Source organism: Paenibacillus xylanivorans (assembly GCF_001280595.1).
GTDB classification, from domain to species: domain Bacteria; phylum Bacillota; class Bacilli; order Paenibacillales; family Paenibacillaceae; genus Paenibacillus; species Paenibacillus xylanivorans.
Map to the genome: position 1 here is coordinate 149,674 of NZ_LITU01000082.1, position 14,523 is coordinate 164,196.

The 14,523-nt window shown below is 49.0% G+C and carries 11 protein-coding genes; 5 read left to right on the top strand and 6 right to left on the bottom strand.

Translation table 11 applies throughout. From position 1 onward, the window contains the following. Positions 1–6: 6 nt before the first annotated feature. Entirely contained in the window at positions 7–1,521 is a 1,515-nt protein-coding gene (locus AMS66_RS28840) for a DUF4832 domain-containing protein (protein WP_053784047.1), read from the top strand. Positions 1,522–1,642: 121 nt separating this feature from the next. Here AMS66_RS28840 and AMS66_RS28845 read toward each other — a convergent pair whose 3' ends face one another. Further along, on the bottom strand, positions 1,643–2,206 hold the full coding sequence (locus AMS66_RS28845) for a TetR/AcrR family transcriptional regulator (RefSeq protein WP_053784048.1): 564 nt from the start codon (positions 2,204–2,206) through the stop codon (positions 1,643–1,645). A gap of 173 nt (positions 2,207–2,379) precedes the next feature. On the opposite strand from AMS66_RS28845, the gene AMS66_RS28850 reads away from it, so the two are divergent. Continuing rightward, a complete protein-coding gene (locus AMS66_RS28850; RefSeq protein WP_236703667.1) occupies positions 2,380–3,399 on the top strand; it encodes an NADP-dependent oxidoreductase in 1,020 nt (339 codons plus the stop codon). Between the two features lie 59 nt (positions 3,400–3,458). On the opposite strand, the gene AMS66_RS28855 is transcribed toward AMS66_RS28850, so the two are convergent. From AMS66_RS28855 to AMS66_RS28875, 5 genes are all read right to left on the bottom strand, one after another. Beyond that, on the bottom strand, positions 3,459–5,300 hold the full coding sequence (locus AMS66_RS28855) for an ABC transporter ATP-binding protein (RefSeq protein ID WP_053784050.1): 1,842 nt from the start codon (positions 5,298–5,300) through the stop codon (positions 3,459–3,461). Further along, positions 5,281–7,110, bottom strand: a complete 1,830-nt coding sequence (locus tag AMS66_RS28860) for an ABC transporter ATP-binding protein (protein ID WP_053784051.1) — start codon at positions 7,108–7,110, stop codon at positions 5,281–5,283. The genes AMS66_RS28855 and AMS66_RS28860 overlap by 20 nt, the downstream gene beginning before the upstream one ends. 268 nt (positions 7,111–7,378) lie before the next feature. After that, positions 7,379–8,278 (bottom strand): hypothetical protein, encoded by a 900-nt coding sequence (locus AMS66_RS28865; protein WP_053784052.1) that lies wholly within the window; start codon positions 8,276–8,278, stop codon positions 7,379–7,381. Positions 8,279–8,659: 381 nt separating this feature from the next. Further along, the gene (locus AMS66_RS28870) at positions 8,660–9,391 is read right to left on the bottom strand and encodes a nuclease-related domain-containing protein (RefSeq protein ID WP_053784053.1); all 732 of its coding nucleotides are present in this window, start codon (positions 9,389–9,391) and stop codon (positions 8,660–8,662) included. A 247-nt stretch (positions 9,392–9,638) separates the two neighbouring features. Then, complete coding sequence (locus AMS66_RS28875) at positions 9,639–10,550, bottom strand: NAD(P)-dependent oxidoreductase (RefSeq protein WP_269084580.1); 912 nt, start codon at positions 10,548–10,550, stop codon at positions 9,639–9,641. A 179-nt stretch (positions 10,551–10,729) separates the two neighbouring features. Here AMS66_RS28875 and AMS66_RS28880 point away from each other — a divergent pair, with 179 nt between their 5' ends. Genes AMS66_RS28880 through AMS66_RS28890 form a run of 3 tightly spaced genes read left to right on the top strand, consistent with a single transcriptional unit; the run spans position 10,730 to position 14,488 of the window. Continuing rightward, positions 10,730–11,866, top strand: a complete 1,137-nt coding sequence (locus AMS66_RS28880; protein ID WP_053784055.1) for a GerAB/ArcD/ProY family transporter — start codon at positions 10,730–10,732, stop codon at positions 11,864–11,866. Continuing rightward, the gene (locus AMS66_RS28885) at positions 11,823–13,325 is read left to right on the top strand and encodes a spore germination protein (protein WP_053784056.1); all 1,503 of its coding nucleotides are present in this window, start codon (positions 11,823–11,825) and stop codon (positions 13,323–13,325) included. Before AMS66_RS28880 ends, AMS66_RS28885 begins: the two co-directional genes overlap by 44 nt. Continuing rightward, positions 13,322–14,488: a Ger(x)C family spore germination protein gene (locus AMS66_RS28890; protein ID WP_053784057.1), complete on the top strand. Its 1,167-nt coding sequence runs from the start codon at positions 13,322–13,324 to the stop codon at positions 14,486–14,488. Before AMS66_RS28885 ends, AMS66_RS28890 begins: the two co-directional genes overlap by 4 nt. Positions 14,489–14,523: the final 35 nt, after the last annotated feature.

The following is a 14,523-nucleotide window of genomic DNA, read 5'->3' on the forward strand; positions in this document are numbered from 1 at the left end:
GCTACATTGCAAATTAATGCAGGCAGCACGGTACGAGTTGGGTATATCGACAATAGCTCGGATACGTCGAGACTACCTGCGGCGGGACAAACGCTGCCTGCTTACCTTCTGACCTCGGCTGGATCGGGTGGCGGGACAGGGAACACCGTCGTGAATCCCGTTGAGCTGGACAGCCCACTTAACAATCCGTTCAAAGGCTGGGCGCCTTCGGCCAAGAGCACGACTTATGCACAACCGCACAAGCTCGTATATGCCGGAGTAACCTGGAAGGAACTCGAATCTACCAAAGGCACGTATGATTTTAGCGCGATTGAGGCTGCCAACAATTTAGCCTACTGGAAAAGTAAAGGCGTCAAAGTGGTATTTCGCTTCATTCTGGACAGCCCTACAGGACAGGCTCATCGGGATATTCCAGACTGGCTCTACAATGACATGATTGCCCGCGGAGAATCACCCGGAACAGCTTACAACGATACAACTGGAGGCATGGGTACAGGCAACAACATGGGCTTCTCTCCCAACTACAACTCCACCTATCTGCAAGATCGGCACAAATTAGCCATCGAGGCCATTGCGGCAAGGTACAACACCAATGATCGCCCCGTCGCTTTTATCCAGATCGGTTCTCTCGGACACTGGGGCGAGTTCCATACTTGGCCGTATGTCGGACCGAATGGCGAGACCAATTACACAGGTGCTTTCCCTACCAATGATATTTCAAACAAGTACGTTCAGCATTATATCGATGCCTTTGCCGGCAAAGAGGACAAAATGCAAGTTCTGATCCGGCGCAGTATTGCCCTTGCCAAAACCAATAACAAAGGCATGGTCATGGGCATGTTCAACGATGTGTTTGGACATAAAGACAGCTTCGATGCCGATTGGGGCTGGTACACAGGCACACAGAATGGCTATTGGGATGACATCGGCCAGCAGCAACCAGCACATGCGAACTTCTGGGAGACACGCATCTCCGGCGGCGAATTTTACGGGGGCGCTTCTGGCATGCTTGCAGCATTAACCACGGGTAGCGGATTTACGGAAACGTTGCGTCAAACGGAGCTCAGCAAACCAAGCTGGCTGGGACCAAATTCCCCTGCCTCGCTTCCTCTGAATCATGCGTTACAGGCCAACATTGATGCACTCAAAAAAAGAATGGGTTATCACTTTGTCGTGAAGGAAATCTCGCATCCCTCCACCATTAGCGGAAGCACGTTTACGACAACGATCAAAGTAGAAAACAAAGGCGTACAGCACTTCCCATTTGCCTGGCCGGTTGAAATTCAACTGCGCAGCGGCAATACCGTGGTCGCCAAGAAAACAACAACCGTTAATCTGACCACGTGGAAAACGGGTACCTACACCCTGACCGACTCCATTCCAGTCTCCAGTCTTGCTGCCGGAACCTATGATATTGCGATTGCGATCATTGATCCGGAAACGAATAAACCTGGCGTGGACTTTGCCAATACGAACAAGCTCACCGACGGCTCATTCAAGCTGAGCAGTGTAACGAAGTAAACGGCATGACATGAAAAGAGCAGGAATAAGGGCCACAGCCTTCATTCCTGCTCTTTCTTTTTTGGGAAGATAACTATCTATCAACCGAACACAACAATCAGTAAGCCCCAGCAACTCTCCTCTATACGTGAGGCACAGGTGTCATTTGATTGCGTTCCATCAGAATCCATAATTCATCAACCAATTCTTCTGTGGAGTACGGTTCGGCTGAGGTAATCCACCATTCAATCATGCCAGCCAGCGCGGAAGCAAGGAATTGAAGCATAATCTCCTTGTTCCTTCCCTGATTGATGCCACTCATGTCGATTTGTTTATCCAGTCCTCTCAACAGAGCAGCCTGCAAGCGAGTTCGAAATTCCGGGACACTTTGATCAGCCAACACTGCACCATAGAATAGGGCATGCTCTTTCAGATACCGAAAACTGTGCAGCAGAGCTTCTTTGGAAGGAAATATGCCAGTGACTCCGCAGAAGAGACTGCTCTCGATCAGTTTCACCAAATGGGATTTTATACACTGATCCAACAAATCAAACTTGTCCATAAAATGCAAATAAACCGTTCCGCGACTTACATTGGCTCGCTCTGCAATTTGATTAATCGTGATTTGCTCGAAATTTTTTTCGGACAGCAGTTGAATAAAGGCCTCTATAATCGATTCACGTGATTTTTGTATTCTTCTGTCCATACTTACTCCTTTTATTATCGGATCTGAGATTGAACAAAACAGTGGATTGTGTTCAATATTATACACATTCCACTGTTTTAACAATTGTCGTCCAATCCCATTATAAGTACGATCATTATATTGAACGGCTGGAAACAAATCAACTGACAGCCAGCAATACCGAATGGAGGCCTATGATGAAAACAGTAGTGATAGAGAATTATGGAGGCTCAGAAGTTTTTGCGGAGCAGGAGCGCGATATACCACATATTAGTGATACACAGGTGCTCGTGGAGATGAGGGCAACCACCGTATCCTCAGCGGATCAACTGATCAGAACCGGAGCATTCCGGCATTTCATGCCCGTCCAATTCCCTCATGTTCTTGGAGTCGATATAACCGGAATCGTCGTGGCCACAGGGAGTAAGGTTACGCGTGCACAAATCGGGGATCGCGTTATTGCGGTGTCTCGTACAGGCGGTGGTTACGCCGAACATGTCGCTGTGGAAGAATGCGATCTTGCTGTGATAACGCAGTCCCTTTCCGATACAGAAGCTGCTTCGGTCTCTGCGTCCGGCATGACGGCCTGGCAAGCCTTATTTCACTATGGCAAACTGCAGCCGGGACAGCGTATTCTGATCCACGCCGGTGCAGGTGGCGTAGGACACATCGCCATACAATTAGCCAAACAACACGGCGCTTATGTGATCACCACAGCTCGGGCCCATAATCATTCATTTGTTCTTCAGCTCGGTGCCGACGAAGTGATTGATTATACAACAACCGACTTTGCTGAGACTTTGAGTCCTGTTGATGTCGTGCTGGATATGGTTCGTGACCCGGTTGTCGATAAAGTCACGGGAATCGGAGCAACAGAACTGAAAAATTACAGCATATTAAAGAATAATGGAACGTTCATTTCCCTTGTAAATCCGGTGATTGCGACGCAACCTCTCATCCGTGGAATTGATGCCCAGTTTGCCTTGATCAGCCCCAATGCTAACGACTGGGAAGCGTTTATCCAATGGATTCAGACGAATAAGCTCGATATACATGTAGACAACGTATTCCCCTTTACCCGCCAAGGTGTAGCCGAAGCTCATAAATATTACGACACCCGGAATAAGAGAGGCAAAATAGTTATTCAGAGGGATGCTATAACAGATAATCTATCTTCCATAGTTGCTCAAGAAACTGGGATGTCCCACTTGTAGCAGCAAAAAGAGCAAGTAATCGAACACTTTCAAGGTTCAGTTACTTGCTCTTTTTTTTACTATTGTGCCTTGTTCCGCAGCTGACTGTAATACAGCTCGCTGTAGAAGCCGCCCTGTTCGAGCAATGCGTCATGCGAACCTTGCTCCAGCAGCTGGCCATCCTTCAGTACGAGAATCCGATCGGCTTGACGGATCGTGTTCAGTCGGTGCGCGATGACAAAGCTGGTGCGGCCTTGCATCAGGCGCTGCAGTCCTTCCTGGATTTTGATCTCCGTGACGGTATCAATACTGCTCGTTGCCTCGTCCAATACAAGAATGGACGGGTCGGCCAGAATTGCCCGGGCAATGGCGAGCAACTGCTTCTGCCCTTGGCTGATGCCACTTCCGTCGGCTTGAAGCACTTTGTCGTACCCGTCCTTCATCCGCATGATAAAGGAGTGAGCATTCGCCAGCCTTGAAGCAGCTTCTACCTCTTCATCGGTCGCATCCAGACGGCCGAAACGGATATTTTCCCGAATCGTGCCCTGGAACAGGAATGAATCCTGGAGTACAAAAGCCATATGGGAGCGCAAATTCTCACGCCGAATGGTTGTAATGTCGCGTCCATCCACTGTCAGTGCACCGGCTGTAGGATCGTAGAAGCGGGACAACAGCTGAATCAGGGTTGTTTTCCCGGCCCCTGTTGGACCTACCAGAGCAATCATCTCACCCGGCTTCGCTTCAAAGTTAATCTCATGCAAAATATTGCGCCCTTCATCGTATCCAAAGGATACCTTGTCGAAGCGAACAGCTCCCTCCACCTTTTCGAGGGATACTGCTGCGCCTTCATCCTTCGCTTCCTCATCCTCATCCAGCACTTCAAACACCCGCTCTGCCCCGGCAATCGCAGACAGTAACGTATTCCACTGATTGGCCAGATCGTTAAGTGGACGGGTAAACTGACGAGCATATTCCACAAAGATGATAATTACCCCGACTGTAACGGAACCTTGAATCGCCAGGATCCCGCCGATGCCTGCGACAATCGCAAAACTAAGGTTATTCAGACCATTCATCAGCTTGGGAATAAAACCGGAGATCGTCTGTGCCCAGAAACCGGACAACCGGATTTTCGTATTTCGTTCCTCAAACCCGCGAATGACCCGTTCCTCCTGGGAAAACGCCTTGATAATCTTCTGTCCGGACAACGTCTCCTCAATGTAACCATTAAGTTCACCCAAATTGCGCTGACGCTGCTTGAACAGCGGCCCGGTTCTGCGTGTAATCCAGCGCATGCCAATCGCCATCAGGGGTACAACGATAAATGTAAGTAAGGTCAGCAATGGACTTAACCAGAGCATCACGCCAAACGTTCCGATCAGTGTTAACACACTGGAGAATATCTGGATGGCCGAGCTGTTCAACGTACCGCTGACATTCTCAATGTCGTTGGTGACCCGGCTCATAATCTCCCCCTGTTGTCGCTTGCCGAAGAAAGGAATTGGCAGTTTGTGCAGATGGGAGAAGAGATCATACCGCATGCGGAACACCGTCTCCTGTGCAATTTCAATCATCCATATATTTTGCAGCCATGACGTCAGGGAAAACAGAACATAGACTGCCAGCAGTCCATACAAAAATGTCGTCCAGCTGGAACTCGTCGCTTCTCCATCAATGAATTTATCCACAGCGACACCGACCATATAAGGTCCAAGTAGGGCAAGTGCGGAACTGGCAAATACCATCAGCAGCACCATCGTCAGCTTGACCTTTCGACGGGCCAAATACGTCCAGATCCGGCCTAACGTACCGGACCAGTTCTTCGCCCGTGCCTTCGGCTTGCGACCTCCACCTGCCTTCAGCGTCTCGGGATCCAACGGCGGTGGAGGCTGACGGAAAGGTTCAATGAATGCTTTGAACATGTGGTGTACCCTCCCCGTATTGTGATTCATAGATTCGGCGGTACAGTTCGGAGGAATCCATCAGATCCTCGTGTTTCCCCTGTCCAATCAGACGCCCATCGTCCAACAACAGAATCAGATCCGCAGAGGTGGTCGAACTGATCTTCTGCGTAATAATGAACGTTGTACACGACAACTCCTCCAGTGCATCCAGCAAGCTTGCTTCGGTGGCTACATCGAGAGCACTTGTACTGTCATCCAGAATCAAGATGCTTGGACGACGAATCAATGCACGGGCAATCGAGAGTCGCTGCTTCTGTCCACCCGACAGATTGACTCCCCGCTGACCCAGCTGTGTATCGTAGCCATTCGGCAGCTTCTCAATGGTCTCGTGAATCTGGGCACGCCGTGCTGCTTCCTCAATCTCTTCCAGCGTGGCGTCCTCCCGGCCCCAGGCAATGTTATCCCGTACCGATCCGGTAAAGAGGATCACCTCTTGTGGCACATAACCAATAGCTCCGCGCAGTGTGGAAATATCCAATCGTTCTGAATCATTTCCATCAATACGCACCTCGCCTTGATCCTCGGTATAAAGCCTTGGAATGAGCTGTACTAGTGAGGATTTTCCCGAACCTGTGGCGCCCATGATGGCAATACGCTCACCTCGTTTGGCTGAGAATGTAATATCCTCCAGCACGGTAATCTCACTGCCCGGATAGCTGAACCCTACACCTTGAAAATCAACTGCGCCCTGGATAACAGGATTCCCTTTCCCAGTTTGCACAGAACGACCAGTGTTCAATGATTCACCTGGTTGTCCCGATTGTCCTGATTGCTGTCCTACTTGCTCAGCTTTTCTTGATCCTTCATCTTGTGCTGAGTCCGATACATCCTCTGTATCAAAAACTTCATTAAGCCGCTGCGCCGAAGCACTTGCTCTGGAGAAGGTCACCAGAATCCAGGACAGCGCAGACAGCGCACCAATGGTACGAAGCAGATAGTTAATGACAGCGACGACTTCACCCACGGTTGCACTGCCGGTAGTGATATCACGTCGTCCAAACCACAGAACGGCGATGATACATCCATTCATCATGAGCAGCATGAATGGCATCGTTGTCTCCGTCAGGCGCAACGCGGAGATCGTGCCCTTCATCAGCTTGCCGCTATACCCGGCAAAGCGTTCAATCTCATGGCCCATCCGGACGAAGACACGGATCAGCCGAATGCCTGTCAGATTTTCCTGGATGACTCCGTTGACGGCATCCAGTCTGCGCTGCACATTGCGGAACAGCAGCGCTGCCTTTTTGATCATCCAGATCACAAACACAAGCAGCACAGGCACCATGACAACGAGCAGCAGACCCAGCTTCGGATCCCCCACCACCGCCATGATCATGCTGCCAATCACGACCAGCGGCACACGCGTCATGAATCGCAGACTCATAAACACCGTATCCTGCACCTGTGTGACGTCCCCGGTCAATCGGGTAATCAGGGATGATGTTGCAAAACGGTTAAACACTGCATAAGAGAACGCTTGCACTTTGTCATACAGCTTCTCCCGCAGATCGTAACCGAAGCCAAGACTCGCATGTGACGCAAAAAACGAGCTTGCAATACCCGCGGCAAATGCCACAACGGCACTTCCCACCAGTACGCCCCCCCATAGCCAGACCACCGACAGGTCGCCTTGCTGGATACCGTTATCAATGATCTTCGAGATCAAATAGGGTTGAGCCAATTCGACCGTCAATTCAATCAGCATCATGACCAGTGCTGCGATGGCGGCGACTCGGTACTTCTTCAGGTAGTACAACAGCTTGATCATAACCATTCCTCCGGCCCGGAGCGCTTTATCTTCGTGACGATTTGGTATGTTCACGCAGCCAGCTCCGTTAGTCTCTTACCATAACTCTATGTAAAATTTCACGTATCCAATACGCTTATTATATCGCATTTTGAACCTTCAAATCGCTAATATCTTCATTCCTTTTCTTTATTAACCTGAAATGGACGGTGAGGGAACAATCATTGGCAACAAAAAAACCTGGGCAGATTGCCCAGGCTTGTTGATTTAACATACGATAGTATCACGTTTATTTGCCGTATGTCTGTTCCAACCGTTCTTCCTCATTGGTGGATAGCAAAATGTTCAGCAGCCCCATCGTGTTATTCGCTTCCGTTCTGGCTGACTTATACATCTCGGCAAATGCCGCCTCGTCCTGGACCGGATCGATTACAGCCAGCTTGCCCCACACATCGCGGGCTTTATCGTAGAGTTTCGTTAAGGTGATATCATACGTATGCTGCGCGACAGGTGCCATGGAGTCGAACTCCGCTGCCGTCTTGAAAAAATCCATCGAGTCCGTAAAGGTCTGACTCGTGTAATCCTTGTTTTTCATGGCGTCCTCCGTGAGTAGCAGCGCCTGACGAGAAATAAATAACGTCTTGACCATGGCACGCTCCAGATTGGTTGCTTCTTCCCAGGTAACATAAGAGACATCGGGTGCCTGCACGGTTGTGAAAAAAGGAAAGGCGTCATCAATCAACCGCTGTGAATCGGAGTGGATCGGAATGCCTGTGTTCATATTGACTACTGCATCGCTATAGTTGGCGATATTAATATTTTTGGAACCTTCCTCACTGACTCGACGCACCGGATGATCTTTAATCGGAATACGAATATAGCCAAGTTTGTCGGCGTACTTCTGCTGTAACTCTTGGAGTGTGGAGTCCAAGCCAATCTTGCCTTCATCAGATGAGGAACCTGTTGCAGCCGAATTCGAGGATGTGTCAGTAGTGTCATCTTCATTCGTATCTGCTGCTGACGTTTCAGTCGTTGATGTGTCGGGGCTATTGGTCGCTGTGGCTACTGTACTAGTCTCCTGAGTAGGTTCCTTCGCTGTTGTTTCCTTCGCCCCACCGCCACAAGCGGTAAGAACGGCTGCCAAGCTGAAAATAGCCGTGAACATCTTGATTCTATGATTCCATCTCATCTCGTATAATCTTCCCCTTATCTTATGTATGTACCTGAATTACATCAACCTCTACTTTAAATCGTGAACAGCCCATTCCATAAATCCCCTTTCGGATAACATGGATTATCCAGGATGAAATCTGGTCTTTATTTTATCATAAGTTAAATACTGGATGTATACAACTATATGCCTGCATCCTCATGTAACCTTAGCTATTCCCTAGTTCACGGACAAATCAAAAAAAACACGCTCATCCATGAAAGGATAACCGTGTTGATATGTATCCTGTGCTCTTCATCTCATCCACACTTTACAACAAGTGATGAACCGAAATGAAGAGCACAAATCATTCAATTCCAATTCGTCGCGCTTGATTGATGTAACAGGTTCAAGCTCCTCTTATTTGATACCTTTGGCTTTTTCCATATGCTCAGCCCGGATCTGGGGATCTGTGGAATTGACTGCGGCCAACAAGTTGTAGATCGCCTGAATATCCTGCTCTTTATATAACGTTTCGGGGACTTCGGTCTCAAGCCTTTCCGTTTTGCGCAGAATGGTCTCAACCAGTTCATGATCATAGATAATCAGTTCATCCGAATTGACATACCGTACAGCAGGATCAACGCTGATTCGGCAGCGATTGGTGAAGGTCACAATGGAGACGAGACGAACTCGTTTATAATCACCGAGGTGTGCCTGAATGGCCTCTACATGCCCCCGGTGCTGCATCAGTGGGTTATACATCTTGATTCGGCTGCTGCTGACGGTCCAGTTGGCCTCTCTTCGGCCGCCGCGGATCTCACCCGTTGTCAGGTTTCGTGTCTCAATTACAAAGATTCCCCGGGGACCAATGACGACATGATCAATGGATGAATAACCCGATCGGGACTTGGTATTGGCAACGAGTAAGTCATTGAGAACTTTGTATTCACCAGGAAGACCATGCAGCTGCTGGGCAGTGGTAGGTTCCTCTGGCTGACGGGTCCAATCCCCGTCCGATTTCGTTTTGCGTCGACTGCGGACCATACGTGTGGGAATGGGGGCCGTTGACGGTAAAGATGAAGCGGAAGCTGTGATCTGGTTCGCGAGCTCTGGCTGTGACTTGAACAGAGACAGGATTTTTTTGAACATGGGCAAGCTCCGTTCTATGTAGTGTGGGTTTCGCACATCCATTATGTATACTTCTATTACTTATGTCGGATAAAGAAGGGCAAAAATAAAGGGAAGAGGACCAAAATTCCACGGCTTAACTAAAGTATATACGATTCTTTAACCAATACTGTGACTTTAGACGCATAGAAGAGGGGGAGATTTTAAAAAAACAGCGTATTCCTTTCTATTGAAGAAAAAGAACACGCTGCTTGTCTGGTTGTGGCGATTATGCCTTTAAATAGTAAGTGTAAAGCACCTGTGTACCCTTCTCATCCAGACCGTTCCTTGAGATTTCCTGATACAAGGATTCGGCCAGCGCCAGTCCTGGCGTCTTCATGCCCATGGCTTTGGCGGATTCGAGAGCGATACCCATGTCTTTGATAAAATGTTTCACATAGAATCCAGGCTCGTAATCGCCTGCGATCATGCGCGGACCGAGATTGCTAAGCGACCAGCTTCCGGCTGCGCCGGTAGCAATGCTCTTGAGCACGTTCTCCGCGTCCAGACCCGAGGTCTTGGCATAGGCCAGTGCTTCGCACACACCCATCATACCTGAGGCAATGGCGATCTGGTTGCACATTTTGGTATGCTGTCCCGCTCCCGCCTTGCCTTGCAGCACAATATTGGTGCCCATCTGCTCGAACAATGGACGAACTGCTTCAAAGGCCTCCGTACTACCGCCAACCATAATGGACAGTTTGGCATCCCGAGCTCCAATATCTCCACCGGAAACAGGTGCATCCAATGCATGCAGTCCTTTCGCTTCCGCGGCTTCATAGATCCGTGCAGCCAGCAGTGGACTGGATGTGGTCATGTCAATCAGATACGAACCCGGTTTGGCGTTGGCCACGAGACCATCTTCGCCGAGATAAATCTCCTCGACATCCTTCGGATACCCCACCATCGTGATGATGACATCACACTCGGCTGCCAGTTTGGCTGGTGTGTCATGCCATAGGGCACCTTCCTTCACGAGCGCTTCCGCTTTGGCGGACGTGCGCGTATAAACATGTAGCGGGTAACCTGCCTGCTGAATGTGACCTGCCATGCTTTTGCCCATCACGCCTGTACCGATAAAGCCAACTTTCGTCTCTCCAGGTGCCTTTGTCGTATTGGTCATCGTAGGTCTCCTCCTTATTTCTCTATCCTTCGTTTGGAGCTTGTCTTCTAAACTTACTATATCTGTATGTTAATGCTTTCTGTCTCTTCCGTCTATCTTGTTTCGTCTTCTATTGTGCAAAAAGATAAAACAGGAATCGAAAATCCATTTCCTGTACAACCTAACGGAAACTTCCTTGAACGGAAAGGAGGATTTCCATGAGCCGTGAAAAGGGAGAAATTACGATATGGCTTTCCTTTTCCATCATTTTGTTAAGTGCAGGCCTCGTGTGCCATGTTCTATCCATTCCGGCGATTCTGGATTACGCAGGCAGAGATGGCTGGCTATCGGTAGTGGCTGCTGCCCCATTCTTTATGTTGTTTCTATGCATGATGTTCGTGATCATCCGGCGGGTACGCGGGCAGCGTTTGACGGACTGGATTACGCGGGAATTCGGCGCAATTCCTTCATGGATTTTCCGTATTACTGCCTCACTTATGCTGCTTTCACTTGGCTCACATACCTTATATGAAACAACGAACTGGACGGTATCCACCTACCTGCAATTCACCCCACCCTACGTGCTCGCAGGCGGAGGTGCACTGGTTGCTGCTTGGGCGGCTGCCAAAGGCATACGTTCCATTGCTATGACTTCAAGCCTTCTGCTTCCCTTTGTGATCCTGCTTGGATACTTTGTAATGTCAGCCAACATGAAATATAAAGACTACGGACAACTGTTCCCGATCATGGAATATGGTGCAGGTCCTGTCCTGAGAGGCATGATTTATTCGCTTGCTGGACTGATGGAAATCTGGATATTGATGCTGTTTCAACATGATGTCAAAAGCAAAATTCGTTGGTGGCATCTGCTGCTGCTCGGGATATTCATGCTCAGTATGGCGATCGGCCCAACGCTGGGAGCCATCGTTGAGTTCGGTCCGGAGGAAGCCGCGAAACAACGAAATAGCCCTTATGAGCAATGGAAGCTGGTGAATATCGGGAAATTGCTTCAGCACGTGGATTTCCTATCCATATACCAATGGCTGAGCGGTTCTTTTGCCAGAGTGGCTATCTCCATTTATCTTATCGTGGACCTGCTCAATTTTCGCAGACCGAAGAAAAGGTACATTGCCGTTCTAATCGTCACCTTCATCATGTGCTCCATAGCTGTACAGTGGTGGAGAATTGATTACGTTGACTATTATGTAAACCATATTCAGTTTCCCGTCATGCTGGCCTATGTATCTACGGTTACGGTCCTATTGACCCTCGCTGCATTGATACACAAAAAAGACAAGGAGGCTCCCGCTCATGCCGCTCACAACCACACCAAAAAAGAACCCTCATCTGGCTGAACCTTTTCGAATCAATAAACATAATTTGACGACGTTTTTTGCAGGCTCGGACGATGTCATTATCAGCAGCCATATGATCGGGGAGTCTCCGCAACAGATCGTTATCGTGTATTGTAGCGGTATGGTCAACAGCAAATCGATATATGATATTATTCTTCCTGAATTGACGCGAACGTACGAGAGTACCCACTTTGTTCGTGCATCGGATATCGAGAAGTCCATAACCCTGCAATGGACAAGCATGGACTTGCAGGACCCGGCATTGGGAACGGACCTCATGTCCCTGCGAGTCTTTGAGGGACATATGCTCATCTGCATTCCTTCCCTTCAGAAAATGTGGAGTATGGATATATCCAACATCCCTACCCGGACCCCGGATGAGTCCACCACGGAAGTATCCATTCGCGGGGCCCGGGACGGCTTTATCGAACGACTGTCAGTCAATATTGCCTTAATTCGTACACGCCTGCGTACAAACGAGTTAGCCTGTAACATCGAATTAATCGGTTCACGTTCTGTGACCAAGGTAGCCCTGATGTATATTAAAAATATTGCCAATCCCGAGCTGATCGATGATGTTAAGGATCGCCTGCGCAAAATTGACACGGAACGAATCATGACCGCCAATGAACTGGAGGAATTATTATCCCCCTCCAAAATCACCCTGTTTCCGGTGACTCATTACACGGGTAGACCCGATTTTGCAGCCGAATGTCTTCTGAACGGCCGCTTCATCCTCATCGTGGATGGCAATCCCAGCGCCATCATCGGCCCGGTAAATCTGTTTCTACTTCTCAAATCACCCGAGGATGCCAGTTTCCCGTTCCTTCCGGTGAATGTGGGCCGTATGCTGCGCTTTATCGGGCTATTGGTGACCGTATTCCTGCCCGGCTTCTATATTGCGCTAACTTCATTTCATATGGATCAGCTGCCTTTTCCGCTAGTAGCCACGATCTCGGTTGGACGAATGGGCCTGCCGATGGAGTCCGGTGTTGAGATGTTTCTCATTATGCTTCTGATGGAGCTGTTCCGGGAAGCGGGAGTAAGGCTTCCGAGCGCCATCGGTCAGACGCTGACCGTTGTTGGCGGATTGATTATCGGGGATTCAGCTATCCGTGCAGGGATGGTCTCCCCACTCATGATTGTTGTCATTGCCGTTACCGTAGTGGCCGGGGCAACCATTGTGAATCAAGTCATGACCAGTTCTGTTCTGATTCTGCGCTTTTTCTGTTTTGTACTGGGGGCATCCCTCGGCATATACGGGTTCATTCTGTCCATCATCCTGTTCCTAATCTATCTGACCGATCTGAAATCGTTCGGCATCCCCTATCTGACGCCGTTAAGTCCGCTTCATTTCAAACAGGCTCTGGCTTCCTTATTCAAGCTGCCGAAGGGATGGATGAAACGCAGACCTGTCTATCTGGAAACTCAGAATCCGCGCAAAGAAGGCAACGAATGATGAAACTGATCATGCACCGATTGTTGCTGGGAGTGCTGAGCCTCTCTCTTTGTTTGGTGACCAGCGGGTGCTGGAGTGCCTATGAGATCCAACAGGTTGACTATGCGAAAGCAATCGGGATCGATTACAAGGACGGGATGTACCACATGTATGTTCAGACCATGGACTTTGCCAGTGTAGCCAAAAGCGAAAGTTCAACCAAAACTGCGGAAACCCCGCCCGTATGGGTTGGACATGCATCAGGGAAAACATTGAATTTGGCGGTAAACGAACTGTTCCGAAGTTCCCAGCTCCATATCGCCTGGGGCCATGTGACGGCCATTGTCATGGCCGAAAGTATCCTGACAAGCAAGCATATCAAGGAAGCGTTCGACATGCTTGGACGTTTCCCGGAATCACGTTATACAACCTGGGTGTACGGCACTCGTGATCCTTTGGAAAATATTCTGAGTGCCACGTCCATTTACAATATGTCGCCGCTGGACAGCATTCTGCATAACCCTCTTCCCTCATTCCTGGAAGAATCGCTGTACCCTCCTGTGCTCAGTTTCAAGCTCATTGCCACTCATAACGATGCATCCACGACAACCTATCTGCCTTGCATCGCCATGAACAAGGATCATTGGTCACAGAACAAAAAGAATCATGAACTGTTTATCATTGACGGCGCTTTTTTTGAAAGAACCGGGGATGATTTCGTATATTTCCCCCACAGTAAGCTTTCTGGATACCCTTGGCTACTCAAAGACATGCGGCGGGCGCCATTAATTATTGAAAATGAGGGAACGATCTATGGCGTGCTCAGCGTGGGTTTGCCCAACGTCAAGATTGTGCCGGTCATTCGTGGGAATGAGGTTTATTTCAACATTGATGCGAAGTACCTGACCGCCTTGTATGAATATCTCACCCCTATTTCCTATGATGAAATGGTCCAATTCAGCGAGAAGACGTTGCGGGAGCAAATCTTGCAAACGTATCGCGAAGGTCTGAAAAAAGGGGTCGATATCTATGGACTTCAGGAGAAGGTTTATCGCCAAAATCCAAGTCTATGGCGCAAGCTGTCCAACAACGGTACAAAAATGATCCTGACGGAAGATTCCATTCAGAAGCTGGACATTCATATTACCATTCCGTATACGGGTAAATTCCGTAGGAAGGTGTAACCATAACAAATCCCCTGTCGTAACGGACAAGGGGA

What these genes read in the sequence shown, in the direction of transcription:
- AMS66_RS28845 (WP_053784048.1), bottom strand. Translation starts at nt 2,206, where the DNA reads ATGGACAGAAGAATACAAAAATCACGTGAATCGATTATAGAGGCCTTT.
- AMS66_RS28850 (WP_236703667.1), top strand. Translation starts at nt 2,380, where the DNA reads ATGATGAAAACAGTAGTGATAGAGAATTATGGAGGCTCAGAAGTTTTT.
- AMS66_RS28855 (WP_053784050.1), bottom strand. Translation starts at nt 5,300, where the DNA reads ATGTTCAAAGCATTCATTGAACCTTTCCGTCAGCCTCCACCGCCGTTG.
- AMS66_RS28860 (WP_053784051.1), bottom strand. Translation starts at nt 7,110, where the DNA reads ATGATCAAGCTGTTGTACTACCTGAAGAAGTACCGAGTCGCCGCCATC.
- AMS66_RS28865 (WP_053784052.1), bottom strand. Translation starts at nt 8,278, where the DNA reads ATGAGATGGAATCATAGAATCAAGATGTTCACGGCTATTTTCAGCTTG.
- AMS66_RS28870 (WP_053784053.1), bottom strand. Translation starts at nt 9,391, where the DNA reads ATGTTCAAAAAAATCCTGTCTCTGTTCAAGTCACAGCCAGAGCTCGCG.
- AMS66_RS28880 (WP_053784055.1), top strand. Translation starts at nt 10,730, where the DNA reads ATGAGCCGTGAAAAGGGAGAAATTACGATATGGCTTTCCTTTTCCATC.
- AMS66_RS28885 (WP_053784056.1), top strand. Translation starts at nt 11,823, where the DNA reads ATGCCGCTCACAACCACACCAAAAAAGAACCCTCATCTGGCTGAACCT.
- AMS66_RS28890 (WP_053784057.1), top strand. Translation starts at nt 13,322, where the DNA reads ATGATGAAACTGATCATGCACCGATTGTTGCTGGGAGTGCTGAGCCTC.